Origin of the sequence: Streptomyces sp. NPDC005931, from assembly GCF_042871235.1 — a bacterium.
Taxonomy (GTDB): domain Bacteria; phylum Actinomycetota; class Actinomycetes; order Streptomycetales; family Streptomycetaceae; genus Streptomyces.
This window is the reverse complement of sequence record NZ_JBIAIG010000030.1, coordinates 1-26703: the sequence shown is the minus strand read 5'-3', so window position 1 is coordinate 26703 and position 26703 is coordinate 1. Positions and strand designations below refer to the sequence as shown.

The following is a 26703-nucleotide window of genomic DNA, read 5'->3' as shown; positions in this document are numbered from 1 at the left end:
CCGACGCCGACCGCGAGCGCCGTATCGCCGGCGAACTGGCGGCGGCGCGCGCCGAGGTGGCGCGGGGCATCGTGCGGGACGGGTACCAGGGTTAGGCCGTTTCCGCAAAGTCCCGTCTGCCGCCCGACGCCCGGCACGCCCCCCAAGCTCTTCGAGCAGGGGGACCCCCACTCGCCGCACCGGACGCCGCTCGGCCCGCCCTCCGGGCGGACGACGGGACTTTGCGGACACGGCCTGGGGGTGCCTTTCCGAACCCACGTCGACTCCCGCGCGACCCTTCACCTTCACGGCCTCCACCTCGCCGGCGCCGAAATGACCGCCGCCGACCTCACCGAGGCCAACACACCCCTCCCAGCCGCGCCCGGCGACCCCGTGGCCGGGCGCGGCCGCCAGCACTGCCCTGACAGCAACCGTCCCGAACCAGGCGTTCGACACCCCGACCTAGGTATAGAGGGCCGGGGAAGAGCCCGTGGTGCTGCCTGGAAGTGTGCGCTGTACCTGTGCAACCGGCATCCCCATGGCGGTTGTCTGTCTCAGCAAGCTGCGTCGTCCTGTGAGGCCAGATGCCACACCCTCGTCCTCCGCGTCTCCGAATCCGCACCACGCCCCCGCGGCCGCCTGTAAGACCGCCCCACGCGGCTCCTCCGCCAGATCCTTCGCCCCCAGAACCATCCACAGGGCGTGTGACCAGATGGGCAAGGGCCAGCCTCGCGTGGTACCGGCGGGTTGACTGGGCACGACACACGATGGTCCTTGCGGCACTCGTGGCAGCCGCTGGCCTAGGGATCCAGGCCGTCAGCAGCATCAAGAGCAACGCACTAGCCGACGACCAACTCGCCCAGTCCAAGAAGCAACAGCAGGAAAAGGAGCGATCTCAGATTGCTCTGATCAACTTCTGGGGCGAGGCTGGGCGCTGGCCAGTAAATGACCACCTGGTGGTCGTCAATCGCTCGCTCGACCCAGCTCATATATGGATCTACCTGGATCTCAAAGGTCACCCGGGCACTGGCTACCACTCGCTCGGCGTACTGCCGCCCTGCAAACGCTTGGAGATGGAATTCCCTCAGAAGGGCGCCGCACCCTGGCCGATCAGGAAGCTGTTCGTTGTTGACTCTCGCGGTCGAGCCTGGATACGCACCCCTGGCGGTCGACTAAACGAGAGCACAGCTCCCCGTACGGTGCCAGAGTCAGTGACCGAGATGAGACCCTCTGCCGGTCTCCTTCCCCGGCTAGTCGACCTCGATGGGTGTGCAGGCAGCAGCGGGTGAGACCCTGCTGAACAGCGAGCCGCAGCCCAACGGGGCGTTGACGCCCTGCTGACGGAACGGCCCGGGCGTTTCAAAACCGACACCACAAGTCCGTTGCACATGCTGGCCCTGGCACGGGAACGTGGTGTTGCGCGAGGCTCCCCGCACCACCTGGAGCTGATCCGGGCGGGCTACTTACCCGCCAGCGCACGGCCTCCGGTGCCACCGAGGGGTTCGAATCCCCTGATGGAGCCTCGCGCGAACCACCTCATCGCCGCCACTGTAGGTTGAATCGCTCCGTTAGCAGTGAGTCCCGCGGAAACTCGGGGTTCCATGTTGCGTTAGCAGTGGGCCGATCGGCTGATCTTTAGCAATCGTGCCGCTCGCCGGGAGGGATCGTTGGACTGAGGCCCGGTTCGGACGCCCGACAGTGGTCTCAGTCGGCGGTCTCGCTCTGCGTAGTCCGCTGAGCGGGCCTCAGCTACAAGTACCGAGGCGAGGGCGTGGATCAGCTCAGGGTTGTGGCGCCAGCGCCCAACTGCTGCTCGATCTCCGCGGCCGGGAACGGCGTCTGCTTGCTCTCGGTAATCAGGCGGCGGAAGAAGGAGTCCACGACGACGGTAGGGCGTGCGTGCCGGTCGATGATGGCCGTGATCTCGGGCGGGATGTCGCCAGGTCGCTGGCCCGCGATCCAGTCGTGCAGGAAGACTTCGCGTTCCGTGTCACCGCGCACGCCGTCGAGCAAGTGGTATCGGAGCAGGTGGCTCGCGGTGTAGCAGCGGTCGTAGCCGAGGTGGTCCGCGAGAAAGTTGGACTCGTCCGCCGTCAGGTCGAAGCGGGAGCTCAGGGCAAGTCCGAAGTCGGCGAAGTAGAGCTGACGGCCGTCGGTCAGGATGTTGGCGAAGTGAGCATCGAAGTGGACAAGTCCGCGAGAACTCATGAAGTCAGCTCCGTCCATCAGAGCTTCCTCCACCCAGCGGAAGGGCAAGCCGTCCCCGCCTTCCGGCATGGCAGTTTCGCGGTGGTCAGCCAGCCATCCGGCGAGTGTATGCGGCACGTGCTCCAGGAAGACCACCAGGCTGCATGAGGACTGGCCGATGGCCTCCAGCCGGTCACGAACGGCGGGTGATCCCTCCCAGTGGGCAACGGCCCCCTCAAGGCCCCCGAACTCATCGGTGAATCCTTCGGGAGGGGAGTCAGGAAGAACCCGCCAGTGATACATCAACGGGAATCCCGCATACTCGTCGCCGAGAACCCAGTTCGTGGTCATGGTGTGCACGGCAAGCTCCCGCCAGGCACCGAACCCGGCCGAGCCCACCCCGTACTGGTAGAACATCGGCAGCTCGAAGACGTTCGCCGTCGATCGCACATTCTCCGAGCGCAATTCGATGTCCGTCAAAGGGATCCGCTTGACGAAGACGCGCGTTCCGTTGACGTCCAGCTCTGCCGACCTGCCGCCGATGCCTGACCCGAGCGGGGTAGCGGCTGCCACGACCTCCCCGAGCCGGTGGTCGCTCAGCAAGGAGAGCTGAGTGCTCACGGTCTCGTAACCAGCCAGGCGCGCGGCGCGTTGCAAACCCTGGTCCAGCATCGACGGCTCCTCGGTGCCCGAACCAGGGCTTCGGCAATCCCACGTCGGCACCGACCTTACGTTGAAAGGGTCAGCCACTCTCATAAACGACCTGATAGTGACCGAAGTTGGGTCCGGGGCGCGTTTGCCGTCGAGGCGGACCGCGTCGTGATGATGGTCGAGCCGCCGGTCAGGTGACGGAGGATTGCGCTGCGTCCAGGAGGCTGAGCAGGTGCTCTGCTTCGTGGATGAGAGCGGTGCCCGCCGGGGTGGCTGCGAGGGGGCTGGTCCGTTCGATCAGTTGAACGCCTGCGGCCTTTTCCAGGGCATGGAGCTGATGCGTGAGCGTCGCCGGTAGCGTTCCGAGGCTTCTGGCGGCCGCGTAGAGGTTTCGTTGGCCGGTCAGTCGGACCAGGCGTCTGAGGCGTTCGACGCAGTTGCGGACGTTGCTGATGGCCGCCATCGACTCGGACAGGGCCGGTGCGTCCGGCAGGAGCGCGAACGGGTTGCTGGTGGCGCTGTTCGGGCGGATTTCGATGCCCCACTTCTTGGCCAGCAGGTTGAGGCGGTGCCTGTCGAGACCGAACTGTTCGGCGATGTCGAGGATGCTGAGGCGTCGGTGCAGGTAGGCCTGTTCGAGTTCCTCGCGGGTGATGCGATGGCTGAGCGGTTCGGGGCGTGGTGTGGCTGGGATCCCGGCTTCTTCCAGGGCGTTTTGGACGGTTGAGAGGCTGCAGCCGGCACTGCGGGCGATCAGGCTCTGGTTGAGAGTTCCGCTGGAGTGAGTGGTGCGGAGGAAGCCCGGGTCGAGCATCCCGCGTCGAGGCCGAGGCCGGGGGATGCGGGAGGGGGCGGCGGTTGGGTGGTGCCGGTGGCGTCGCAGTAGAGCCGGACGTGCTCTGTGGTCAGTCCGAGGGCGGCGGCCGTCTCCTCGGCCGGGGTCCGGTCGGCGATCAAGGTATCGAAGTCGCTGTCGGAGATCTGTTCGGGGGTAGCCCCAGCCCAGTCGGTCCAGTCGCACCATTCGGTGGGGGGCTCCCAGAGCACGGGTTCGTCGATCCGGTGGGCAGCGAGGTTTGTGGCCGCCTGTTCCAGCAGGGACGCGCGCATCAGCGGCGGGACCTGGTAGCGGAACTCGTCACGGGCGTGAATGTTCCTCGGAGGCAGGTCCGCGTGTGTGCCGAGGAGGAAACTCAGAAGCATCCACCTGAGCATGTGGATTCGTCCGGTTCCACCGCGGGCCCAGCCCTGCTGGCGGCAGAGCTGCGTGTACTCGTCGAGGTTGAGCGTGATGCTCTCGGACGTGAACAAGTGGCGTCGTCTGCCGTAGTCGATCGGGGAGCCTTCATCGTCGAGGTGACTGGCGAGCTGGGTGAGGCAGCTGGCGATGGCGGTCTCGTGCTCGGGCGAGGCGATCACACGTCGAAATGCCATCCGAATGATCAACCGGTTGGAGGGCTGGGCCCAAGGGTGGTGCTGTGACTTGGCGCCGACAAGCAGCAGCTTGCTGCGGCAGCCTCGCCTGAAGCCGTCGACGGTGCGCGGATCGATGGGGGTGTTGGGGAGAAGCCGGAGAGTCCAGGAAGGCCAGAGGGCTGTCGGGATCTTGTCCGCCCTTTTCCGGATGTCGGCATCTGTGAGGTCTGGCCTGCGGGGATAGGCCGCAGATCGGTAGCGAAGCCGCGTGTCCAGGGGCAGGTCCTGGTCCGCGTCGGCGATCACCCGGCTGACGATCTCGGGGGCTGTCGGCGTACTCTCCCTTCGGGCCGGGCCGGTACGTTTGAACGTCCCCAGTTGTCAGGCCACTTCCGTCTCTCGCTCGATGGCCTGGAGGCGGTTCTTGAGTCGGTAGCTCGGGCCGTTGATTGCGATCACTTCGCAGTGGTGGAGGAGCCGGTCGAGGATCGCGGTGGCGAGGACCTCGTCGCCGAAGACCTGGCCCCATTCGCTGAAGGTCTTGTTCGAGGTCAGGATGATGGAGCCCTTCTCGTAACGCTTGGAGATGACCTGGAAGACCAGGTTCGCCTCGGCGCGTTCGAGGGGCTGGTAGCCCACTTCGTCGACCACGAGGACGCTCGGCCGCAGGTAGGTGCCGAGTTTGTTGATCAGCCGCCCGGCCGATTCGGCGGCCTTCAGGTTGCGGACCATGTCGTCGAGGCTGGTGAAGTAGATCGAGTAGCCGGCCCGGCAGGCCGCGACCGCGAGAGCGACGGCGATGTGCGTCTTGCCCACCCCAGGCGGACCCAGCAGTGCGGCGTTCGCTTTGCCGTCGACGAAGGAGAGGCTGGCGAGGTCTTTGACCTTGCGCGGGTCGAGCTCGGGCTGGAAGGAGAAGTCGTACTCGTCCAGCGTCTTGTGGTGCGGCAGCTTGGACAGCCGCAGGCCTTGGCGGAAGCGGCGGTCGTCGCGGACGGCGAGTTCCTCGGAGAGGACCAGGCCGAGGAAGTCGAGGTAGCCCATCTTGGCCTCGTCGGCCCGGCGGGTGTACTCGTTGATGGTCTCTGCAAGGTGGGGCAGGCCGAGCTTGCCGGCCGTGGTGCGGATGCGGTTGCCGGTCAGCTCGCTCAAGACGACTCCTTCGTCGGGAAGTTGGTGGTGAAGGGGCGGGTGCCGGTCAGTTCGTCATAGACCGACAGCGGCCGCCTCCCGACCTCGATCTGGGTGGCAGCGGCCCGGTTCAACAGGGCCTGCAACGGCCCGATGCGACCGGCCGCGGAGGACTCGCTCTGTGGTGGTGGCGGCTCGTCGCCCGTCGTGGTGCGGCGGTTCTTGCCGGTCGGCAGGCCGTCCCAGTGCTCGTCCTGTTTGACGACCACGCCGCGGCCGACCGCCCGCGGATGGCTGGACAACAGCGTCTCGCCGCTGGCATCGGGGACGGTTGTGTGGAGCATGACCTGGGACTTCGTCGCTCTGATCTCCACGAGCTGACGTGGGCGGACTTTGCGGGCGGGCACCGAGTAGAGGTTTCCGCCGAACGCGACCAGGCAGTCCTTGCCGACCGGCCGCAGATGCCGCTCGGCCACCAGATAAGGCGAGGGCGGCAACGGCTTGAGCGCGGCGTGATCCCGTGCGGCCCGGTGTCCGATGACCTCGTGGTGGGTGGCGTGGGTGCGGGCGCGTCGCTGCGGCACCCATGCCATGAAGGCGGCATCCAGCTCCTCGATCGAGGAGAACGCCCGCCCGGCCAGCACGTGATCACGCACGATCAACACCTGGCGTTCGACCCGGCCCTTCCCAGTGGGCCGGTAGGCGGCCAGTACGTCGATGTCGAAGTCGTAGTGGCCGGCGAAGCCGACCGCTTCCGGATGCAGCGGCACCGCCTCGCCCGGGGCGACATGCCGGCGCACGACTGTCTTGGTCCGGTCGTAGACGATCGACATCGGCACCCCGCCGAAGTGCGCAAATGCCCGCCGGTGGCAGTCGAAGAAGGTCTGCAGGTCCTGGCTCGTGGTGAAGCAGCAGAAGGGGTCGCGCGAGTACGACAGAACCATGTGGAACGAGTAGACCTTCGGGATGCCCAGGTGGGCGAGGATCTTGCCTTCATCGCCCCAGTCGACCTGAGCCTGGGCCCCGGGGACCACCTCGAAACGGCGGTGCATCCCCGCCAGCTCCCGCGGCTCGATGCCCAGTTCACCCGCGATCCGCGGCCGGGCCTCCTGCAGATACAGCTTGACCCGCTGATAGTTGATCGTCGAGCCGTACTCCTTCACCAACCGCTCGTGCACCACGGCGCCCTTGATGAGGATCTCCGCCCGCAGCATCGCGTCGATCAACGGGGCAACCTCGTCGACCACCTTCCTCCGGGGCCGGCCGTTCGACGTCCGTCTCGGCGGCACCGACGCCGCCGTGCTCGACAGGTACTTGCGGACCGTCTTGCGGTCCAGCCCAGTCTCCCTGGCCACCTCCGTCAGGCTGACCGCTCCTGACTCGACCAGAGCACGGAACCGCCGCAGTTCCAGCCAGCGCTGCGGATCCAACACCACCGCGCCACCGCCCTCCGCCACCATTCACCGGACGAGCAGCAGAGTGCCGGGCACCACGAATCACCGCACCATCAAGCGTCCCTTTTCACTCGTACGCGACCGGGGACGATCGTGTGTACGCCGACACGGCCCGTCAGTAACCCCAACGACCCCAGTTACACCGCTCGTTTGACAGGCCCGATCCCAGCGCCTGGGCGATGCGCTCCTCATGGAGATTGCTGGCGCACCAGTCGCGAGCGTTCAACTCCACTTCCGGCCCCGCCGTGGGGGCGATGGGCTCGACGTCCGGCGGTATCTCCACCGCGCCGGGCAGCATCGGCAGCACCGGACCGCTCGGCGGCGGCTCCGGCGGGGCGCTCGGGGGACACGACTGTTCGACCCTGTCCAGTATCTCCATGAGGCTGGGCCGGGCCTCGGCGGTGTCAGCGGGCCCGCTTTGTAGTCCGCCGACGCTTGTCCGCTCGGTTCCGCAGGCGGCGAGCGCGGCGACGGTGCGCCGGATGCGGGCGCGCTACCGCAGCGAGGGCTTATGGGGGCTGGTCGACGGCCGGGCGGTGCGACAGCGATCGGCCCTGGGGCGGGCCGATGAGCGGGTGGTCGCGGCAGTCAGGAAAGTGCTGGAGGGACAGCGGGAGCGGTCGACGGGCACGCTGGTGCGGCTGCGCCGCCGGGTGGGGTGGCTGCTGGAGGAGGAGTACGGCGCCAGGGCGGTGGCTCTGCCGCCGGCGTCGACGTTCAACCGGCTGGTGCACGCGGTGGCCGACGGGCAGGGCCTTTTGGGGACGGCGGCGCAGCGGCGGTGGCATGCGTCGCGGCCAGCACCTCCGTTCACGCCGACGGTGGCACTGCGGCCGGGTGAGCTGGTGATGCTGGACAGCACGCCGCTGGATGTCCTGGCGGTGCTGGACGACGGTGTGACCGGCCGTCTTGAACTGTGTATCGCGCTGGACGTGGCGACGCGCAGCATCTGCGCCGCGGTGGTGCGTCCGGTGGGCACGACGTCGGTGGACGCGGCGATGCTGCTGGCGCAGATGGTGGTGCCGACGGCGATGCGGCCGGGCTGGGATGCGGCACTGTCCAAGCAGCGGTCGGTCATCCCGTATGAGCGGCTAATCGCGTTGGACGCACGGCTGGAGCAGGCTGCCGCCCGGCCGGTGATCATGCCGGAGACGGTGATCGTGGACCAGGGCCGAGTGTATGTGTCGGCTTCCTTCGTCTCGGCGTGCGAGAGCCTGGGGGTGTCGGTGCAGCCGGTGCCGCCAGCGAACGGCCCGGCGAAAGGGAACGTGGAGCGGACCTTCCGCGCGATTGCCGACGGGTTCAGCCAGTACCTGCCGGGCCACACCGGCTCCTATGTCTCCCAGCGGGGCGCGGCCGCGGAACAGGATGCCTGCTGGAGCCTGGCGCAGCTTCAGGCACTGCTGGACGAGTGGGTCATCTGCGGGTGGCAGGAGCGCCGGCACGAAGCGCTGCGGCACCCGATGATGCCGCGGGTCGCCGTCTCTCCGAACGAGATGTGGGCGGCTTTGGTGGCGGTGACCGGGCATGTACCGGTGCCCTTGTCAGCCGACGACTATGTCGAGCTGCTGCCGGTGCGGTGGCAGGCCGTCAACGACTACGGCATCCGCTTCGGCTACCGCACCTACGACCACCCCGGCCTGAACCCCCACCGGCGCCGCCGCTCACCGCGGGCGGACCAGAACGGACGGTGGGAGGTCCAACCACAACCCCTACGACCCGAACCGGGTGTGGGTACGCCTGCCCGAGGGATGGCTCGAGGTGCCGTGGGTCCACGCGGAGGCGGTACGGCGCCCGTTCACCGCGTTCACCTTCGACCACGTCCGCCGCACCCTGGAACGCCGCGAGAGCCGCGAAGAACACGAGGCGGCGATCGCCCACATCGGCGTCGCGGCCAGCGTCTACGCCCACGTCCGACTCCGCCTCCAACGCCAAGCCATCGACGCCTTGGGCAACGCCCTCGGCCAGGACGACGACGGCCCTGACGCCCCACCCGTCGCAGCCGTCGTCCGCTGACGTTGCCGTCAGCGTTGCCGTCAAACCGCTGAGGAGCCCCACCGAATCAAGCTTCGATGGGGCTCCTCGCATGCAGTGGGCTCTCGGGTCGACATCGACCAGAGGACTACCGAGAGTCACCTTCACTGACGGGACGCAATACAGACCTCAGACTGTCAATCGCAGCCTGAGCCTCCTCCCTCTCGCTAGCGTCGACCCAGCTCCTCCAGAACCAGCCGTCTGCGGGCAACGTCACTTCCAGCGCCTGAATCGCAGATGAGGCGAGGGCGGGCGCAATTGGTTTCGCCAGCCATTCCGTAATGCTCGGATAATCCTCGTTCCAAGCCAAAGAACTCCCCGCTGGGACATTGGCCGCAACCACAGCAGCAGCAGCCATTACTTCCTCAGGAAGCACAGAGGAATTTGAGCTGCCCCCCGCCTCGATGGCGGAACGGAACGTGCTCTCGACGACCGCCAGTCGCCGCGATGAAGGCTGTTCTTCCAGCTCATCGAGGAAGTCCTCAGCGGTGTCGCTGTCGAACGGGCCTGATCCCCAGGTTCCCATCACACACTCCAGTCGAGACTTACGGCAAGTATCCGCCGAATGGAACTTCGATCTCTGGGTCTCTTCGATTCAAGAGAGTCCCACCCCTCGCCTTTACCCCTTCCATCATCGTCTGCTCCATACGGCGAATCGCTGTTTTGCTCGTACCGCTAGGCAGAGTGAAGTAGGTGACATTCACCACGTCGTCGGCCGTATATCCGGCCTTGCGGACCGCATGCTTGGACCGCATCGACTTATTCACTCGCTCTCTGATGCTTGAGGTAGAGCTTCCTACGTACTTCGTTCCGTCATTCAGGTGAATGGTGTAGATACCCGGCTGCTCAGGGACGTCGAACCGCGTTCCCGGCAGCGTCCCTGGCGCGCAATTGGAATTGTGGACCAGGACCGGCGTGGCCCCCGCCAGCACATAGTACGTGTGGAGGTCGGCGACGGTGAGGTTGTAAGTGCGCGCGTGCTTGGTGAAGGGCTTGTTTGCAGTGACGATGACTGTGTCGCCGTCGTCGGTGAGCAGTGTCATGCCGGCGGTCAGGTCGCTGGCTTCCATCCAGCTCTTCTGGGATGGCGACCAGAAGGGGTGTTCGTGTGTGGCTGTGAGTTCTTCAACTCCGTCTGATGTTGCGATGGTGAGGCGGTTGAAGTGCTTGTCATCTTCGGTGCGGATGAGGCGCGTGACCTCACGGGGGCCTTCCTCGCCGGTTTCCGGGTCGGTGGCCATGACCTTGTCGCCGAGGTCGACGTCTTCGATGTCTTTAGTGCTGCCATCCGCCATGAGGACATCGGTGCCGGCCAGGAAGCAGTTACATGCCGTCCCCGTCGTGCGTGCCTTCGCCCCCTTGCCCGTGGCGAAGGCCTGATATCCTCCGCGGCCACTTCCCAGGGCGAGTTCGACCACCTTTTCCGGTGTCCAGTAGAGCTCATAGAGGAAGTAGCTCATCTGCTCTTGGCTGCAGATCCTGTCGCCAAATCCCCTATGACAGGCGGCCGCTCCGACGGCACCGATTTGGTCCAGTGGCAGAGGCTCACTGTATATCTTCCACCACCGGCTCTCCGCTTCCGCCAATTGGATAGCGAAAGCATCAATGAAGTCGACGGTGGGAGTGCCTGGCATCTCGGATTGCACAATGCGTCCGAGTTGCTGCGTCGCAGTGCCTTTATCTTTTTCGCTGTGCGTGACGCCAGGGTTGAGCGGGAAGGACTTGTCCCGTGTGTCGCCACCCTTGCCGGAGCCGCTGGTTGTGCTCTGATGGCAGCGCCCGTTCCCAGGGTCCAGGCACAGCCCTGTGGGGTCGGAGAAAGTTGCGGGGTTCTGGTTGGCGTAGCTGTAGCCGTTGAGGGTGTGGGGTTTATCGGTTTCCAGGACGGGGTCGACGCTGAGGAATTGACCGAGGGTGGGATCGTATTCGCGGGCGCCGATGTGGGTGAGGCCGGTGCCTTCGTCGCGGGTTTTTCCGAGGAATCCCTTGTCGTCGGGCCAGGTGGTGGTGTCGCCGGCTGCTTCGCCGCGATCGGCGCCGAAGGGGGTGGTGTAGCGCTTGGTGAAGGCCTGGGTTCCGTTGGGGGTGACGGCCAGGCTGGAGGTGCCGTGGTGGTCGCCCGCCAGGTACGTGAGGGTGTTGGTGCCTGATTCGTTGGAGCGGACGGCTGCGGTGACACTGTCGGCGGTGTAGTAGCGCTGGGCCCAGGTGGTGTTGTCGGCGCGCAGGTGAAGTTCGGTGGCGCCGGCGTACAGGATGCGCTCGCCGTTCTCCGTGGCGCGGATCAGTAGCTGACCGCCCGCGTCGTAGAGGTAGGTGGTTTTGATGCCGTTGGGGGCGGTGGTGGTGGCGATGCGGCCTTCGTCGTCCCAGGTGTGGGTGTGGGTGCCGGAGGATATGGGGGCGGTGCCGATCCAGGAGCCGGCGGTCCACTGCAGTGTCCAGTCGGCGGAGTAGACGGCGAAGCTTCCGCCGTCCTGCAAGGTGGCGAAGTAGCCGGAGCCTGCGCCCTTGGTGGTGTTGGTGGACCAGAGTTTGGCGTTGTCGGCGGAGTAGACGACGAAGTTGCCGTCGTCCTGCATGGTGGCCCATGCGCCGGGGTTGCCGGCCGTGTTGGTGTGCCAGCGGACGGCGCCGGTGTCGCGGTTGTAGATGACGAGGTCGCCGTCTTCGCGCATAACCAGGCGGGCCTTCTGGCTCCGTACCTCCTGGCCGGCGGTGAGCTTCCAGCCGGCGCGCAGGTACTGGTGCTGTACCGAGGTGGCGCGTTTGGTGGTGTTGCCGGTGGCGTCATAGGTGAAGCTCTGGGTGCGGGTGCCGTCGCCGGTGGTGTCGACCTTGGTCAGGCTGTGCGGCTGCGGCTGGCCGGAGGCGGGGTAGGTGTATGCGCGCTGGGTGTCCTGGCCGGCGCGGATGCCGACTCCGTGCTGGGTTTCGGTGGTGCGCTGGCCGGCGGAGTTGTAGGTGTAGCTGGTCCAGTACGGTGCCGGGCCGCCCGTGCCGGTGGCGGTGCGTGTGGTGGTGCAGTCCTGTGAGGTGGGGGTCCAGGCTTCGATCATGCGGCGGTGGCCGTCGTAGGCGAAGCACTGAGTGTCGGCAGAACTCGTCCCCCCGAGGGTGGTCGGGTCCTTGATCGAGGTGACATTTCCGGCTTGGTCGTAGCCGTAGTTGAGGTCCTGCAGCATGTACGGGTGGGACTGGTCCGTGACGTGGCTGCGGGTGAGGCGGCCGGTGCCTTCCTCGAAGCGCTTGGTGACGTAGATGTTCTTGCTGTCGGTGCCGCCGGTGCCGAGGGTGAGCTGCTGCGGCTGTGCGAGCGCCGAGTACGTCACGTCACGCAGGTAGCCGGTGGAGCCGCCGATGGAGGTCAGGTTGCCCAGGCCGTCGTAGGTGTAGCCGATGTTCTCGGACGGCAGGCCTCCCATCGCCGGTTCCTTGCTGTATTGCAGGGTTCCGTCGATGTTGTAGTAGCTCTCGTAGGCCAGCGTGGCCGGTGCGCCTGCGGTGACGATGGGGTCGCTGCCGGGCAGGGTGAGTTCGGTGCCGGTGGCCCGGTTCAGACTGTCGTACGCGGTGACTGTCGTGGTGTAGGCCTGGCCGGTCCTGCCGCCCGCGTAGCGGGTCGATGAGGTGGGCAGGCCCTTGAGGGGGGCGTCGTAGGTGTAACCGGTGAGCTGGTTGGCGTCGGTCTTGGAGCCGGACCAGGTGCCGGTGGGGCGGCCCAGGACGTCGTAGTCGGTCAGGATCGACTTGCCGCGGGCGTCCGTGGTCTTGATGACCTGGTCGAGGGTGTTGTACTCGGTGCTCGTCGTGCCCTTGTCAGGGTCATTGGTACTGGTCTGGCGGCCGAACAGGTCGTAGGCGTAGGTCCACTTGGCGGTGTCGGGGCCGGTGATCGATGTCTGCTGGCCGTCGAGGGCGTAGGTGAACTTGGTGGCCGCGTAGGTGGCGCCGGGGCCGGTGCCGAAGGTGGTGTCGGCCGGGTTGGTGCCGGCGTACTCGCGGGTCTCGGTGGTGCGGCCGCGGATGTCGGTGATGGTGCGCTGGGCCGAGCCGCCCTCGAGGGCGGTCGTGGCGACGGAGTCACCGGTGTAGGTGGTGGTGGTGGACCACTTCTTTACGCCGTAGATGAGCAGGGTGCTGGTGGTGGGGCGGCCCGCGGCGTCGAAGACGGTTTGCGTCTGGGTGGGGGCTGCGCCGTATTCGGCGCGGGTGTAGGTGCCGTTGGGGGTGCTGGTGGTGTCGAAGATGTCCGCGTACGTTTCGTTGGCGAGGCCGCGGTTGTCGTAGCGCGTGTCGGTGAGCAGCCGGCCGCCCTGCGGTGTGGGCGCCTGGGTCTGCAGCGGGCGCAGCAGGGCGTCGTAGAGCGAGTAGCTGGTGTTGTAGGTGTCGCCGTCCTTCTTCAGGGTCGACGCCGACACCCAGGACGGCTTGGTGTTGTCCAGGTGGTAGGCGAACTTGGTGTTCGGTGCCTGGCTGCCGCGGATCCGGTTGGGCAGCCATACCTCGGTCAGACGGCCGAGCGCGTCGTAGTTCAGCTCGGTCTTCTTCTGGTTGATGTCATAGCTGCGCAGGGTCAGGCCGCGGCGGGGGTCGAGGAAGCTGACCGCGTTGTACAGCTTGGGGTTGGTTGTGATCGTTTTGGTGAGCGGGCCGGCCGCTTCGGGCGTGTAGGCGGTGGAGGTGGTGTTGTTGGCCGCGTCGGTGATGCTGCGCGGACGGCCGAGGGTGTCGTAGGTGGAGGTGGTGACGGTCTGCCAGCCGGCCGGTACCCGTTCTCCGCTGGCGTCGGCGGTCGCGGTGTAGCCGGTGGCGCGGCCGGTCCAGGTCGCCTGGCCCTTGCTGGGCTGCTGGGTTGCCGACCAGGTGGTAGCCGTCGGGTTGTCGTAGACGACCGCGGTGTCGGAGAGCACCTCGCCGCGCGAGCCGGACGTTGCGGGGAGGTCCAGGCTGGTGTCAGTGATCGAGCATTCCCGTGCGACGGTGCGGCTGCGGGAGACCAGTCCGGTGATGCCCGCGGCGTCGTTGCGGGCGTACCAGGTGCGGGTGCAGGTCTCGTCGCCGCCCAGGCCCTTCTGCCCGTAGTCGTCGACGGAGGTCACCATGCCGAGCGTGTCGTAGCGCTTGGTGGCGACATGGGTACGCCAGCCGTTGGTGGCGGTGAGGTGGGTGCTGGTGTAGGTGACGGTGTCGCGGACCCACTGGGAGACATGGGCGGTGGCGTCGGGAACGGTCTGGGTGCCGGTCCGCCGGTAGGTGTAGTTGATGAAGCTGCTGCTGATCGGCTGGCCGCCGTTGTACGTGACCTGCTGGCGCAGCCGTCCCTTGTACTGGTCGCTGTCGGCGACGGCGGTGAAGTCCACGTCGGTGTCCAGCAGCGGTTCCACGGAGACGCTCTTGGTGGTGCCGTCCGCCTTCTTGTCGCCGTCCATGCCCTGCAGGTACAGCGAGAGCGTCTTAAGGCGGGTGGTACTGATCGCGCCGGTGTAGGCGGTGACCTTCTGGTAGCCGCGCCAGTCCGACCAGGTGCGCTCCGTCTTGGGGGTGAACGGATCGTCGCTGTGGTGCCAGGCGGCACCGCTGTAGGAGTAGGAGTGCTCGACCGCCTCGTTGCCCGAGGCCGGGTCGGACACGGTCACGCCAAGGACCCGGTACTTGTGGAACCAGTCGACGGCTGCGTTCTCGGCGCCGTTAATATGCCAGTACTGCGGGTAGCAGGAGCGGGTGTTGGTGTCCTCGGCGGCGCCGGTCACCTCGCTGCGGACGCACTCCGTGGAGGAGAGCGTCACGGTGGTGATCGCTCCGGTCTCGGAGGTGATGGTCGAGATGCGGGGGCGGGTCAGGGGCAGGATGTCGTCGGTGGCGTCGACCCGGTTGGGCCGCATCTGGTACGTGAACGAGATCGGGTTCAGCGCGATGCTCGTAGCGCCGGCCTTGCCGGTCCGCTTCAGCGACTTCAGGGTCAGGACCTGGTCGGAGCTGTCGCCGATGTCGCCGCCGTCCAGGTACTGCTGGACGAGGGCCCAGGAGTCCACCGGGTCGTAGGCATTGGTGGTGGCGTTGTAGGAGAAGGTGTCGATGCCGGTCAGGCGCTTGCGGGAGAAGAACGACGGGCCCGCTGCGTAACACTCGGTGTCACCGTCCGAGCAGATGGCGTCGAAGGGGACGTCAGGCCAGTTCTCGGCGGTGGCCTGGGTGAGGCTGGAGCAGTCGGCGGCGGTGCAGCGCTCGAGATGGTCGAAGGTGACCTTGGCGTCGGCCTTGTCGGTGAACAGCTCGCCCTTGCGCAGCCCGTACTCGATGGCCGCCAGGTATCCGCCGCGGGTGTAGGAGGCGTTCGCCGTCGTCGCCTTGTTCTTCTTGTAGTGGTTCGTTTCCTTGGTGTACCAGTAGGTGGATGCGTTGCCGCGGGTGTCCTCGATGTAGTCGAGGTTCCACCGCCAGGCCTGGGTGAGGGCCCGGTCGGCGAAGGTGCCGCCGCCGGCATAGCCGGGCTCGCCGGAGTCGTCGCCGAAGACCGGAACGGTCCAGGTGGAGTTGGTGCGCTGTGTTGCGGCGCCGTCCAGTTTGTTCAGGCCGAAGACGTACTTGGTGCCGTCGCCGGTGGTGACGGTCCAGTACTCGCCGTTGTCGTCGCCGTTGTCGGCGCCGGTGGACCGTGTCACCTTGGAGGCGTCGTCGTCCTCCAGGCGCCACTGCCCGCTGGTGTTGTCCTTCACCAGACGGTTGGACTTGCCGTTCAGCACCAGCCGGGCGTTGTCGTACTTCCAGCACAGGTCGAAGACGTCCGCGTACCCGTCGTCGTCGCACGAGCCGTAGGAGCGTTCGATGTAGGACTCGGTGAAGCTGAAGCCCTCGCCGACTGCGGAGCCCTGGTTGTTCGTCGTCGCCGTGCGGCCGTCGATGCTGCCCGAGTCGTACGACAGGGACAGCGGCGGCGTGGGACCGGCGGCCGCCGGCGGCACCGTGAACCCGTAGGACCAGGTGAAGGCACCGGAACTGCCGCCTGCTTCCCAGGCGGAGGACGCCGACAGCGGAGTGGCGGAGTAGTCGCCGGCTCCTGTCGGGGACTGGCCGGAACCGGCGGAGGCCGCAGTGACCGCGAGGACGGTCATCCCGGAGGCAGCGTCGGCCTCGGATCGCACGGTTTGGGTGGTTGCTCCGGCCGGCTCCGCCGCGTTCAGCAGGACCGCTGCCGAGACACTCTGGTCCTTGATGTCATTGTGCGACTTCAGCGGTTTCTGGGTACTGCACTCCTTCTTCTGCGGCGTGGTCAGCACGCAGGAGGGCAGCTGAACCAGGCGCAGCCGCTGGGACCAGTCGCCGCCGACGGCCGAGGCGAAGGCACTGTAGTCGACGCTCACCTCGGCGGTGCCCGCTTCATGCGCCTCGGCGGTCAGCAGGACGCCGGTGATACCCGCCTTGCGGGCAGCCTTCTGGCCCAGCACAGTGATGCGCGTTTCGCCCTTTGCGGCCTGCTTGGCCGAGGCGCGCGCCGGAGCAAGCGTGAGAGGAATGTCGCCGAGACTGGCCTTGGCGGTCTTTCCTCGGTTGAGTACGAGTCTGGCCTCGGCCTGCTTCGGCCAGACGGCTTTCTGTTCCGTGGTTGCGCGCTTGGCCTGGGCGGCATTGGCCGCGCGGTCCTTGGCGACCTTGGCCCGCGCCTGCTTCGCTGCGGGCCCGTTGAACGTCTTGACCTTGCTCACCCGCGGTTCGGGAACCTCGGGTCGTCCCAGCCCGCCTGGTTTCGGGGCTGCCTGGGCCACCTGAGCCCAGCCCAGAGGTACTACCAGTGCCAGTGCCAGTGACTGCACCACCAGCCGGCTGCCGCGCTTTCGCACACCGCGCCGGCGTTGTCTTGAGGTGCCTATGCCAAATGCCATCGTTCTCGTCCGCCCAGTTCACAGTGAAGAGTTCGCTAAAAGCCGCCCGCAGACCGCCTCGTCTGCCAGGCCCTCTTGGGTGAGGGCAGCCGTCACCGACAGCCGCCCTCATCCCTGCGGTTCGATCAGTCGCCCACGGCCTGCTCGATCTGCTCCCAGCCCGCCATCGCCCCGGCCCACACGCGCACGTCAGCGATCCGCTCGGGCAGGTAGTGCTGCCACACGCCGCCCGTGAAGCCCCTGCCCACCGCGAATTCGCCGGTGCCCAGCTGCGCCGTGTACGAGCGCGGCGCGTCGTTCTGTGCGCCGCCGACGTAGAGGCTGATGGTGCCGTCCTGGGCGTCGAAGATGCCGGTCAGTCTGACCGTGCCGTCCATCAGCGCGCTCTCGTCGGAGGACACCGCGCTGAACGTGCCGTCGGCGTTCAGCCTGCCGAACCGCCAGAAGCCGACGGGCACGGTCTTTTCCGTGGAGGTCTCCGGGTCCAGCACCGTCTGCTTGTCCGTCAGCTCGTACCACAGGCCCCACGCGGAACCGTCGGCGGTGCGCTGACCGGCGACCTGCCCCTTGTAGCCGACGGACTTGCCCGCAATCCTGTCCCCGTCCAGCGCGGTCAGCGCGGTCACGGTGAACGAGCCGGATCCGTCCACCAGCGGCCCCGGCACCGACGCCGCATCGTCTACGCCGTCCAGCACGAGCTCCTCGCCGCTGAGCGAGGCGCCCCCGGCCAGGGTCATGGTGCGTCCGTAACCGGAGAGGGTGTCGGGAACGGTCGTCCCGCTGCCCTGGTCCGGGCGCCAGCCGCCCACCAGCTCCACGCCCGCGAATCTCTCCGACGTCATCAGCCGCGCCTCATCACTGATCTCCTGATCGGTGAGAGCGCGCTGCCACACGGCCACTTCGTCGATGTAGCCCTTGAAATGGTTCACATAGCTGTCCGCGGACATCACCCGGCCGATCTCCAGACTCCCGTCGGCCGACCACGGCGTGCCGGCATCCACGGACGCCTGCCGCTTGCCGTTGACGAACAGGTGAATCTTCTTGGCCGTGGCGTCGTGGACGGCTGCCACGTGGGTCCACACGCCCTTGGGGTGGGAGTCCTGAGCGATGGCCTCGCGGGCGAAGGCGCCATCGGTGGAGTACACGCGGATGCTCCACTTGCCGTTGTAGGAGACCACGAACGGGCTGTACTTCTGCGTCCAGGGGCTCGCGCCCGTCGGGGTCTGGCTCAGGACGGACACCGTCTGCGTCACCGCAGGATCGACCCTCGCCCACGCCGAGACCGTATAGGAGGAACGGGTCTCCAACACCGGGCCGGCCGTCGCCGCGTAGCCGGTGCTGGTGCCGTTCAGCAGCAGCCCCTGGTCGGTGACGGCCTGCGCCAGCGGCTGGCCCTGCGCGTCATGGGTCAGCAGGCCCCGCCGCCCACTGTGATGGCGCACCGCCCCGGTGCCCAGCGTTGCGTCGTCCGGGCCGTCCTGGGTGGCCTCGTCCACCGCCACGCCCGTGGCCTCGGTGAAGTGATAGCGGGCCACCGGACCTGATCCAGAGCCGACGAGGAAGTCCACTGCCGCCTGGGCTCCCCAGCTGATGGAGTCCTTGGCGCGCACATAGATGGTCTGTGTGCCTGACCGGGTCGGGGTAATGGGAACGGACACCGTCGAGCCCGGTATCGGGTCGGACCATCTAATCTCGGTCGACAGCCTGTACATGTAGGCAACGTTGCCCGTGTCTCCCACAGCCGGAGCGAAAGTGAACGTTCCCTTCACTCCCGGTCCGCCGTGGGCGGCGCAGTCATTGGTGGTGCACTCGGTGTACGGGGAGCCCACGGTGATGCGCGGTGCCTTGGGGCGCGACGAGTCAATCTTGAAGTAGCAGTAGCCGTCCGATGCCGCACTGCTGAGGTGGCTTGATCCGCCGTTGTAGTACGACCAGGTCCAGGCGTGGTACCGGTACAGGGGCCCTTCTGGCAGTTCCGGCCAGGTCATCCTTATCGTCGCGTCGTCGAGGGCCATGTTGGGCGACGTCGGCCGCAGCGAACCGTCGGTGGCCGGGGAGTCAACCCACGTCCCGTCACTCCTGCGCTCGTCCACGTCGAAGTAGACACGCAGTTCGGCCTCCTTCTCGCCACCCGGCTTGGTCTGGGCCTGGGCGGTCAGCGTCGGAGCGGGGGTCGAGATCACCGCCGGGTCGCTCGCATCCTTCTCGCACACTTGGGTCGTACCCGCCATGATGCCGACCTGGCTGGGTCTGTCGGGCAGGCCCACGAAGTCCACCGAGAGAACGGCGTCGTTCTTGAAGCGCTTCCACGACGCCGTGTCCGACTCGTCGTGAGCCCGGATCTCCAGCGTCAGCCGGGAGAACTTTCCCGCAGCGAAGTCCCTGACCGTCGGCGTGAGATTCTCGTTCGACTCCTCAGGGTTGTCGTTGAACTCGATGGGCGCATCCGGGGAGTCCGGGTCACACAAAGACCCCCGCCCCGCCGACACGTGGCGGTCCACCATCCAGTCGAGTTCCATCGGTCGGGTGGACCATGTGGTGGAGGAGGAGATGTTGCTGGTCCGCACCAGATCGACCCAGCGCGGATCGCACTGGAACGCCCACGGCTCCGTGATACGGAACGTGGCGTCCAAGACTTTTTTGCCCTTCAGGTCTGATGGCGAGAACTCGAAGTACAGGCGCTGCACATACCCGGGTCCGCAGTAGTAGCCGTTCCAGGTGCCGCACTTGCCGGCACCCTTGCCCTGGCCGTCGTCGCCGTTGCTCCAGTCGTAGGACTCATAGCCGTCACTGCGCAGCAGAGTCCGCTCGGACTCGCCCCAGGTCACATTCGGATCGATGAACAGGGGAAACGCGGACGCCTCCGTGCCCGACAGCATCTCCGCATCAGGGACCACCGTCAGCGTCTCCTTGCCGACCTCGACATCCATCGAGGCGACCGTGTCGCCCTGTCCCGGCTCCAGCCCGCTGCCCGACGGCGCGACCTCCGACGGGTCGGACGGCTCGCCTTCGCCGATAGCGGCCTCCACCATCAAGGCCGTCTGGACCTGAGGGCCGGCTTCACCGGCGGAGTCCCACATACGGGCCGGCGGCGCCTTGAACACGGTACGGCCGTTCTCGTCGACTGCCGCAAGGTTGCCGGATGCCCCCTCCTGGACCCACAGACCATCTGTCTTCAGCCCGAAGGTCAGCTTCTTCAACGCCTCGCTCGAGGCAGCCTCGGGTGTCTTGACGACCAGGACCTGCTGGAAGCTCTCCGGTGTAGCGGTGACCTTCAGATCCACATCGGGCAGGACCTCCGGATACACCGCGCTGGTCCCAGCCAGGAGTGGCGCGGGCAATGTGCCCGGCCAGCCGAGTTCCAAAGTTCTGCCGGCCTCGGTGATGCGCACCAGAGCGTCGTCGTTGCCTCCGCCGGAAAACGTCATCTCCGCGGCGGCCGCCTTGGGCCCGACTGATCCGTCAGCACGCTTGATCAGCGTGGCATCCGGCGCCTGCCAGCTCCCGTCAGCCGCGGTGACACGGACCGGAACAGCAGACTCCTCAAGGGTGTAGTGACCATCAGGGCTGGCATAGACCGTGGTGCGCTCCGTGCGCTCCCCCACCACCTCCACTCGCCGGCCCGTTTGCTGAGCCTCCTGCAGAGCCTTCTGCCCCTCCGACAAGGACGGCGTTTCCTGCTCAGCGGCAACTGCCGGCAGCGGAGGCGCGGCTGCCATGGCGGCCAGCACAGCCAACGCGGCAGCAGCGGCAGCACCCCGCGCCTGTCTGTGTCGTCGCCTCTCACCCAGCCGCCACCACACCAGCACGAAACCGCCCCCACCCTCACGCGATCTTCAAAAGTGGAGCGATTCAAACCGCCTGATGAGAATGCGTCAAGGGACCAACAGCCCTCACCGTGATCACTGTTTGGCTACTGGGCCGCACGATTCATAAGAGTTCACTCGAACCCGGACATGCACAGCGCTCAGGCGCTCAGGTCAACGGCCGCGGGCCGCACGAGCTCCTGCCGCGTGGCCACTCGACGTCCACAGCCGCTACGACAGCGACCGGTCTTCGAAGCCGAACTGCCCGAGGCGTCAGCGGCCTCGGCAGTACACACCGTGGGCCGGCGTCGTCACCCTGCGGCGTGCGCTGGGCGAGGAGCGCCGCTTTCGAGGCCGATGCCGTGGTCTGCCGCGACGAGCGCGGCGACTGCTGCGGCTGCGGCCGCACCCCGGCTCACGGGACGGCATGACCGGGCGGCGACGGGCACCCTGTGTGCAACGTCTCCCTGATAACCTACACCTCGGAGACCACAAGCCCCTGGTCAGGGAAACCCCGCACAGTTACCGTCAGCGTCCTCGAACTCACGTCCTTGGGGGGCTTCCATGTGTGTCCGCATGCTGCGGTCTGTGCCTGTACTCGGCGCTTTGACTGCCGGCGCCCTGATGGCTGCCGGGTGTTCCTCGGGGCAGCCCGAGGCGGGATCACACTCGGTGGGACCGCCGGCAACCGCCTCGGCCGAGGCCGCCGCAGAGCCTCTGACACGGGCACAGTTGCGTGCGCTCGCCCTCATGGAGAGCGAGGTCGCGGGGGTGCACGAGGCGGGGATTCCGGTGAAGGACCCCGTGCCGCCTGAGGAACAGCGCTCTTTCCCGCCGGTGTCCGACCCCACATGCCAAACCATGATCGACATCCGTGACGGGAAGCACGCGTCCGCCGTCGTCTTCCAGATCTTCAACTGGGAAGGCGACATCTGGGGTGGCAGCTCGACGCTTGCCGCCTACGAAGACGGCAAGGCCCAGCAGACCTTCGCCCGGCTCAAGAAGGCACTCGCCTCCTGCCGTTCGTTTCAAGGCACCGGCTGGGCAGGGAAGTTCACCTGCACGCTGACAATGGAACAGCCCCCGCACGTTGGAGACGAAGCCGTGCGATTCCGGGAGACCATGCCCCTGAACACTGAGGACCGCGAAGAGCGCAACGAGCAGTTCACCGTAGTGCGGGCCGGGAACACCATCGTGACGTTCCAGAAGCTCAACGTCGGCGGCAGGGCGTCCTTCCCCGCCGACCTGATCGACCGGCAGGTCGAACGGCTGCAGAACGCACAACGCTCCTGAAGCCAGACCGTGCGGCCGGCCTGACCCCGGCCGAGGCCCGGCCGTGTCCGCGCTCCGGGAGCCCAGTCACGGGACAACCCTCAGGCGCGTGTCCTCGGCGGGCGGGACGAGAGCCACTCCACGCCGGCCGTCGTTCCCGGCATGGCTGTCGCCTGACGAGCTGCCCACTACGGCGGGTTCCGACTCCAAAGAAGGTACGCACCTGAGATGGCCAGGCGGCGCAGATCCATACCCGAGCCCGGGCGTTTTCGAGGTGTCCGCCGCCGCTGTGCACCCCGGCTGGGTCAACGCGTGCTTTCGGGATCCTCTGGGACAGACACATCAGGTCACGTGGCTGGAGGCCGCGCAGGACGTCGTACGCCCCCCGCTGTCCTGAAGCTTATCGCGATGTGTGGTTCAGACGTCACCAGCAGAGCGTCTGGCGCATCTTGGGCCTAGCGCTCGCGGCGCTGGGCCTGGACCGCATTGTGCTCGGCCAGTCCTGGAAGGGCCGGGGGCGTCACCGTCTACTCTGCTTCCTCGACAGGCACCAAGTCTGAGCGACCGCAGCCGCTGCCAGTGGCCCTCTCAGAGGGCTGCTGGGCCGTTTCTAAGCGCCTGGAGCAGGTCACTCACTGCCCCGCGTAGGGCTCGCATGCGACTCCATCTCCGTCACGGTCCAGGTGCGGCCCGTAGCCTGGGTCCCCGGCGTGCAGCGGAGCGTCCCCGGCCGCGCGAGCCTCGTCACAGTTGTCGTAGTACACATCCGCTGCGGAAGTGCTCGGCGCAGGTTCCCTCGTCTCGTCGCCCGTCGTCTCTTCCTCCGTCACGGTCTCCGTCTCCGTGACCGTGGGCGCCGCCGGCAGTTCGGTATCCGCAGTCGGCTGCTCCCTCACGTCAGGCGATGAAGGGGGCGTGGATTCCGCGTCGCTCGTCGTCGCAGGCGACTGGGGTCTGTCCTCTGCGGACCCGCACGCTTCCAGCACGCCGCCTAACACGATGAACGCGACCAGCAACCCCAGCACGACAGCGACCACCCGGGCCAACAGCCCCATGCGCGCCCAGCGTCGCCGTATCGGACCGTCGCCTCTCACACTGCCAGCCATCACAGCCTCCAGCCGATCAGCCCCCGCTTCCGAGTGCACCACCAGCCTCATCAACGCGCACCTCGGCCACACTGGGGCCGTCGCAGATCATCCGGCCAGGCCACCTCACTGCACACCAGACCGCGCGGGTCCTCGGCGTCGGTCTGGACGCCGTCCGGCAGATGGCCCGGCGCGGCCAACCCTGGTACGCCGCCCAAAGACGTCGCCGCCCTCGCAGCCAAGCGACATGCCCCGTCGGCGCCCTGCTACTCGCCGCCCTCACCGGCTGTAGCGACAGCAAGTCTCAAGAGGAGATCGCCGCCGGCTGCCAGAAGACCCTCGCAAGGAGCACAGCCGGGGCCACGGAGGAGGACCGCCCCGCGGCCTGTGAAGGACTGCCGCAGGAGGACTACATCGCCCTTCTGATGTCCGAGACCATGACGGACACCGGCGTTATCGCCGAGGACGGCAACGCCACACTCCGAACCGGATGCTGTCGGGAGTTACCGCGGCTGATCGGGCAGAGCCGCCACCGCAGGCGGGAGAGCGGAACGCAAGGCGCACGCCGCGCGTGCGGTTTCTGCACGCCATGCGGGTGCGCGGCGAGCGACAGGGACATGGGCACATGGGTCTGCCTCTGCAGTGCACGGTGACGTCGTGATGGTACCGCTGGTACCGTGGGTGCCATGTCGGATCCCAAGGCGATGAATCTGCGTTTCCCGGACCCTGCGCAGCGGGCGGCCATCGCAGCGGCTGCCAAGCAGGCGGGGGTGAGCATGCAGGAGTACATCCTCTCGGCCGCCTACGACCGGGCGACCGCGGTGGAGCAGCGGTTCCTGGAGGGCTTCAAGGCGTCCATGGCCCGCAGCGGCGCGGCCTTCGCGGCCGAGCCCGGCACCCTCGACGCCGGCGCGGAGCAGCGGGCGATCGAGCAGGAGGCGCTGCGGGAGCTGGATCAGCAGGAGCGGGGCCGCGCCGCGTGAGTGAGCAGGAACCTGTGCACCCCCTGGACGTCACGTTCCTGCTGCACGCCGCCGAGCTCCTCGACGGTGATCCGCAGGTCGACGACCTGGGGCCGCTGTATGCGGCCGTCGCCCGGGTCAACGCCCGGGCGATGGAACACGACATCTACGGCTCGCCGTACCTCAAGGCCGCCGCACTGCTGCACACCTTGGCGAAGCTGCCGTGCCTGGAACACTCGAACGAGGCCTTCGCCTGGCACGCGACCGAGGCCTACCTGGCCCTCCACGCACGCGCCCTCGACTATCCGCCCAAGGCAGCCGTCGCGCTGGTACGCGACGCTGCCGCGGGAGCCCTCGGCGTGGCACGGATCGCCCGGCAACTGCGCGACTGGGCTGCCCCCTGAACGATTGCGTCGGCTGATCGCACGGGCGGCAGGGCCCATATTGTCGGTGGGTGCTGCCAGGATGGCAGGCATGACGATCAAGGAAGTGACGCGTCACGCGGTCGCCGCACAGCGGATCGAGCAGGCCCTCGAGGACATGTGGAGTCGGGCCTTCGGCAGGTGGCACGACATGCGCTACGGCGACATGCCGCTGCGGCGCGGGCTCAGGGAGCTCGGGGAGGAACTGTCCGACCACCTTGGCGCGCGCACCGTGTCCGACCCCACCCTGGAGACGCCCGGCTCCCAAACGGCCCTGGTCACTGCTGCCGAGTGCGCCATGGGCGTGCTGAGCCTGGCGTGTTTTCCCGACGGCGACTTCTGCGTCCCCCTCCCCCTCGTGGACGAGACGCTCAGCAGCGAGGAACTGCACTACGAGGAGCAGTGGGAGCCGGCCCTCCCGCAGACCACGGCCCGCACGTGGACCGACGCTTTCGCATGGTCGGTCATCAGCGGGCTGATATGGCAGCGGGACCGGGTGATCGGCCCTCTGCTGCGCGAGGACTACGCGCCCGCCATCCGTGACGGCGTTCCGTACTCCAAGCGGGAGTCGGTGTCCACCGCGGCCGACCTGGCCGAGATGGACGCGCTGTGCGGCTACCTGACCGTCGCCCAGGGGCGTTACCCCGGTGCGTCTTCCGGTCCGGTGCCGCTGGGCAGGCCGGACGCCGCCGAGCGGGCACGTGCGGCGCAGCAGCTCGATGCCGCCGGGACCCTGGCGCCGGACCAGCGGCTGTTGCGCGTCCTGCTCGACGACGACCAGCCCGCGTTCGAGCAGGCTCTCCACGAGCGGCTCGTGGCGCACCGCGACAGCGCCGGCACCGACCCGGCCGCCCGGAGCCTGCTGCCGGTGCGCGCCGTCACACTGACCGCCCTGGCCCGCCTCGCGCACGGCTGGCAGCTGGACATCCGCTCCCCCTACCTGCCCGAAGCACTCACCGGCGCCCCACAGCCGTAAAGCGGCTGGAACCGTTCCCGGTCCGGCACGGCCGAAGCCGATGACCATCCCGGCGCGGCAGTGCCCTGTGCTGTGCTCGTGCGGCGGCCGCGGCCGGGGCGGCTTCTCGGCGCAGGAGGCGCAGGGCGTGCCGCACGGAGGCCGTGCGAACTCGTCTGGGCGGACGGGGCAGGCTTTGCACGGTTGATGTGGTCCACTCGGTGCCGCCGCCGGGGGGCCGCAGCCAGGCGACGACGCGTGTGCCCGTGCCGACGTCGGGGGCCATGGCCTTCAGGACGCCCACACGGTCGTGGGCGGTGTCACGCACCAGCCGGCCCAGGAGCCGGTGAGGCTGGTGCAGCAGGCCACCGTCACTCACGACTGTCTCCCGCCGGGTGCCAGCGGCGCCCAGGAGCACAGGACCTGCACGGCGTGTTCGGCGAGGTCGTTGACGGTCTGGTGGCGCAGGTCGCTGGAGCGGTCCGGGGCGATGGCCGCGGGCCAGCGGACGATGACCGTGTTGATCGCGGCATCCCGGGCCAGGATGCGTACCCGCTGCCAGCCCTCGCGGTGGAAGGGGTCGGGGATGCCGTAGGGGTCGGTGATCGTCTCGAGGATCGTCATGCGGCGTGCCGCGTCGAACGCGCGGCCCTCCTCCTCGGCTCGGACGGCGGCCAGGGCGGGCGTGTACAGGCTCCTTTCGGCGCACACGTACAGCACGGCCGTGGCCGGGTGGGCGGCGGCGTGCGCGGCGATGTGCGCGGTGGCGGTCCGGTGGGTGGTGCCTGCGCTGGTCATTGCTGCCTCAGCGGGTTGATCGGGATGGTGCCCCGCCGTGCCCCACGGGGGAACGAGGCACGGCGGGGCCGTACACGAGAACCTAACCGTCCGTCAGCAAGGCGTGGGTATGACGAAACGGTGCGGGCTGCTCGCGCCGGTACTGACGAATTGGGTTTCCCTTTACCGGCTGTGGGAGGCGGGCACCGCCTACGGTGCTGTCGTGGCGCAGAGCAGGAACGCAGACTTAGCCGCCTGGATGGCCGAGCACCGGATGTCGGCCGGGGAGCTTGCCGGCGCGGTCAACCAGGCCGTCGGTGAGCTGACGGGCCGTCCGGGTGCGACGTCGGAGCGCACCGTGTTCCGGTGGCTGTCCGGCGAGAACCGGTGGCCTCAGGAGCGCCAGCGCCGGGCCCTGGAGCGGGTCACCGGTCTGTCCGCCACGGCCCTGGGGTTCATCCCGCGGGGCAGGCAGGAGAGTGTGGCGCCGGTATCGGAGAAGGACGTTGAGGTGCGTCGTCGTCGGTTCTGCAGCGTGGCCACTAGTGTCCTGCGCCAGTAGTTGATCGTTAGTTGCGGTGTGACTTCTGCTGGTGGTGCGCCAGTTCCTCGTCGGGGCCCGAAGCTGGAACCGCTGCTGCTGTCTGCTGATGAGCGGGCGATGTTGGAGCGGTGGACGCGTCGAGCCA

At 67.7% G+C, this 26703-nt stretch carries 16 protein-coding genes; 6 read left to right on the top strand and 10 right to left on the bottom strand.

What is annotated here, in order from left to right; translation table 11 throughout:
• Positions 1 to 1755 precede the first annotated feature (1755 nt).
• The 5 genes from ACFYOV_RS33220 to istA form a co-directional block, all read right to left on the bottom strand.
• Positions 1756 to 2838, bottom strand: coding sequence for a protein kinase family protein (locus tag ACFYOV_RS33220; protein ID WP_389094276.1), 1083 nt, complete (start codon positions 2836 to 2838; stop codon positions 1756 to 1758).
• A gap of 169 nt (positions 2839 to 3007) precedes the next feature.
• On the bottom strand, positions 3008 to 3631 hold the full coding sequence (locus ACFYOV_RS33215; protein WP_389094274.1) for a LysR family transcriptional regulator: 624 nt from the start codon (positions 3629 to 3631) through the stop codon (positions 3008 to 3010).
• On the bottom strand, positions 3571 to 4539 hold the full coding sequence (locus ACFYOV_RS33210; protein ID WP_389094272.1) for a hypothetical protein: 969 nt from the start codon (positions 4537 to 4539) through the stop codon (positions 3571 to 3573). Before ACFYOV_RS33210 ends, ACFYOV_RS33215 begins: the two co-directional genes overlap by 61 nt.
• 75 nt (positions 4540 to 4614) lie before the next feature.
• Positions 4615 to 5385 carry an IS21-like element helper ATPase IstB gene (gene istB, locus ACFYOV_RS33205; protein ID WP_389094270.1) on the bottom strand — a complete coding sequence of 257 codons (771 nt, stop codon included), beginning with the start codon at positions 5383 to 5385 and terminating at the stop codon, positions 4615 to 4617.
• The gene (gene istA / locus ACFYOV_RS33200) at positions 5382 to 6824 is read right to left on the bottom strand and encodes an IS21 family transposase (protein WP_389094268.1); all 1443 of its coding nucleotides are present in this window, start codon (positions 6822 to 6824) and stop codon (positions 5382 to 5384) included. Before istA ends, istB begins: the two co-directional genes overlap by 4 nt.
• Positions 6825 to 7015: 191 nt before the next feature.
• On the opposite strand from istA, the gene ACFYOV_RS33195 reads away from it, so the two are divergent.
• Entirely contained in the window at positions 7016 to 8803 is a 1788-nt protein-coding gene (locus ACFYOV_RS33195) for a hypothetical protein (protein ID WP_389094266.1), read from the top strand.
• A gap of 137 nt (positions 8804 to 8940) precedes the next feature.
• Here ACFYOV_RS33195 and ACFYOV_RS33190 read toward each other — a convergent pair whose 3' ends face one another.
• The 3 genes from ACFYOV_RS33190 to ACFYOV_RS33180 form a co-directional block, all read right to left on the bottom strand.
• Positions 8941 to 9378 (bottom strand): DUF4259 domain-containing protein, encoded by a 438-nt coding sequence (locus tag ACFYOV_RS33190; protein ID WP_389094264.1) that lies wholly within the window; start codon positions 9376 to 9378, stop codon positions 8941 to 8943.
• Positions 9379 to 9397: 19 nt separating this feature from the next.
• Positions 9398 to 16666 carry a polymorphic toxin-type HINT domain-containing protein gene (locus ACFYOV_RS33185; protein ID WP_389094280.1) on the bottom strand — a complete coding sequence of 2423 codons (7269 nt, stop codon included), beginning with the start codon at positions 16664 to 16666 and terminating at the stop codon, positions 9398 to 9400.
• Positions 16667 to 16860: 194 nt separating this feature from the next.
• On the bottom strand, positions 16861 to 20454 hold the full coding sequence (locus ACFYOV_RS33180) for a LamG-like jellyroll fold domain-containing protein (protein ID WP_389094278.1): 3594 nt from the start codon (positions 20452 to 20454) through the stop codon (positions 16861 to 16863).
• Positions 20455 to 21291: 837 nt separating this feature from the next.
• On the opposite strand from ACFYOV_RS33180, the gene ACFYOV_RS33175 reads away from it, so the two are divergent.
• The gene (locus tag ACFYOV_RS33175) at positions 21292 to 21834 is read left to right on the top strand and encodes a hypothetical protein (RefSeq protein WP_389094262.1); all 543 of its coding nucleotides are present in this window, start codon (positions 21292 to 21294) and stop codon (positions 21832 to 21834) included.
• 611 nt (positions 21835 to 22445) lie between these two features.
• Here ACFYOV_RS33175 and ACFYOV_RS33170 read toward each other — a convergent pair.
• Positions 22446 to 22970: an excalibur calcium-binding domain-containing protein gene (locus tag ACFYOV_RS33170; protein ID WP_389094261.1), complete on the bottom strand. Its 525-nt coding sequence runs from the start codon at positions 22968 to 22970 to the stop codon at positions 22446 to 22448.
• Positions 22971 to 23584: 614 nt separating this feature from the next.
• Here ACFYOV_RS33170 and ACFYOV_RS33165 point away from each other — a divergent pair.
• The 3 genes from ACFYOV_RS33165 to ACFYOV_RS33155 all read left to right on the top strand — a co-directional run bounded on the left by ACFYOV_RS33165 (position 23585) and on the right by ACFYOV_RS33155 (position 25258).
• Entirely contained in the window at positions 23585 to 23881 is a 297-nt protein-coding gene (locus ACFYOV_RS33165) for a DUF1778 domain-containing protein (RefSeq protein ID WP_389094259.1), read from the top strand.
• On the top strand, positions 23878 to 24264 hold the full coding sequence (locus tag ACFYOV_RS33160; RefSeq protein WP_389094258.1) for a fic family toxin-antitoxin system, toxin component: 387 nt from the start codon (positions 23878 to 23880) through the stop codon (positions 24262 to 24264). The genes ACFYOV_RS33165 and ACFYOV_RS33160 overlap by 4 nt, the downstream gene beginning before the upstream one ends.
• Before the next feature lie 70 nt (positions 24265 to 24334).
• On the top strand, positions 24335 to 25258 hold the full coding sequence (locus tag ACFYOV_RS33155) for an immunity 49 family protein (protein WP_389094256.1): 924 nt from the start codon (positions 24335 to 24337) through the stop codon (positions 25256 to 25258).
• A 354-nt stretch (positions 25259 to 25612) separates the two neighbouring features.
• Here the strand turns inward: ACFYOV_RS33155 and ACFYOV_RS33150 are convergent, their stop codons facing one another.
• Positions 25613 to 26035 carry a hypothetical protein gene (locus ACFYOV_RS33150; RefSeq protein WP_389094254.1) on the bottom strand — a complete coding sequence of 141 codons (423 nt, stop codon included), beginning with the start codon at positions 26033 to 26035 and terminating at the stop codon, positions 25613 to 25615.
• 109 nt (positions 26036 to 26144) lie between these two features.
• Here ACFYOV_RS33150 and ACFYOV_RS33145 point away from each other — a divergent pair, with 109 nt between their 5' ends.
• Positions 26145 to 26576 (top strand): hypothetical protein, encoded by a 432-nt coding sequence (locus ACFYOV_RS33145; RefSeq protein ID WP_389094252.1) that lies wholly within the window; start codon positions 26145 to 26147, stop codon positions 26574 to 26576.
• Positions 26577 to 26703: the final 127 nt, after the last annotated feature.

Coding starts and splice junctions, on each gene's coding strand:
- ACFYOV_RS33155 (WP_389094256.1), top strand. CDS start 24,335: ATGACGATCAAGGAAGTGACGCGTCACGCGGTCGCCGCACAGCGGATC.
- istA (WP_389094268.1), bottom strand. CDS start 6,824: ATGGTGGCGGAGGGCGGTGGCGCGGTGGTGTTGGATCCGCAGCGCTGG.
- ACFYOV_RS33190 (WP_389094264.1), bottom strand. CDS start 9,378: ATGGGAACCTGGGGATCAGGCCCGTTCGACAGCGACACCGCTGAGGAC.
- ACFYOV_RS33145 (WP_389094252.1), top strand. CDS start 26,145: ATGACGAAACGGTGCGGGCTGCTCGCGCCGGTACTGACGAATTGGGTT.
- ACFYOV_RS33220 (WP_389094276.1), bottom strand. CDS start 2,838: ATGCTGGACCAGGGTTTGCAACGCGCCGCGCGCCTGGCTGGTTACGAG.
- ACFYOV_RS33150 (WP_389094254.1), bottom strand. CDS start 26,035: ATGACCAGCGCAGGCACCACCCACCGGACCGCCACCGCGCACATCGCC.
- ACFYOV_RS33215 (WP_389094274.1), bottom strand. CDS start 3,631: ATGCTCGACCCGGGCTTCCTCCGCACCACTCACTCCAGCGGAACTCTC.
- ACFYOV_RS33165 (WP_389094259.1), top strand. CDS start 23,585: ATGTCGGATCCCAAGGCGATGAATCTGCGTTTCCCGGACCCTGCGCAG.
- ACFYOV_RS33175 (WP_389094262.1), top strand. CDS start 21,292: ATGGAGAGCGAGGTCGCGGGGGTGCACGAGGCGGGGATTCCGGTGAAG.
- ACFYOV_RS33170 (WP_389094261.1), bottom strand. CDS start 22,970: ATGAGGCTGGTGGTGCACTCGGAAGCGGGGGCTGATCGGCTGGAGGCT.
- ACFYOV_RS33180 (WP_389094278.1), bottom strand. CDS start 20,454: ATGGCAGCCGCGCCTCCGCTGCCGGCAGTTGCCGCTGAGCAGGAAACG.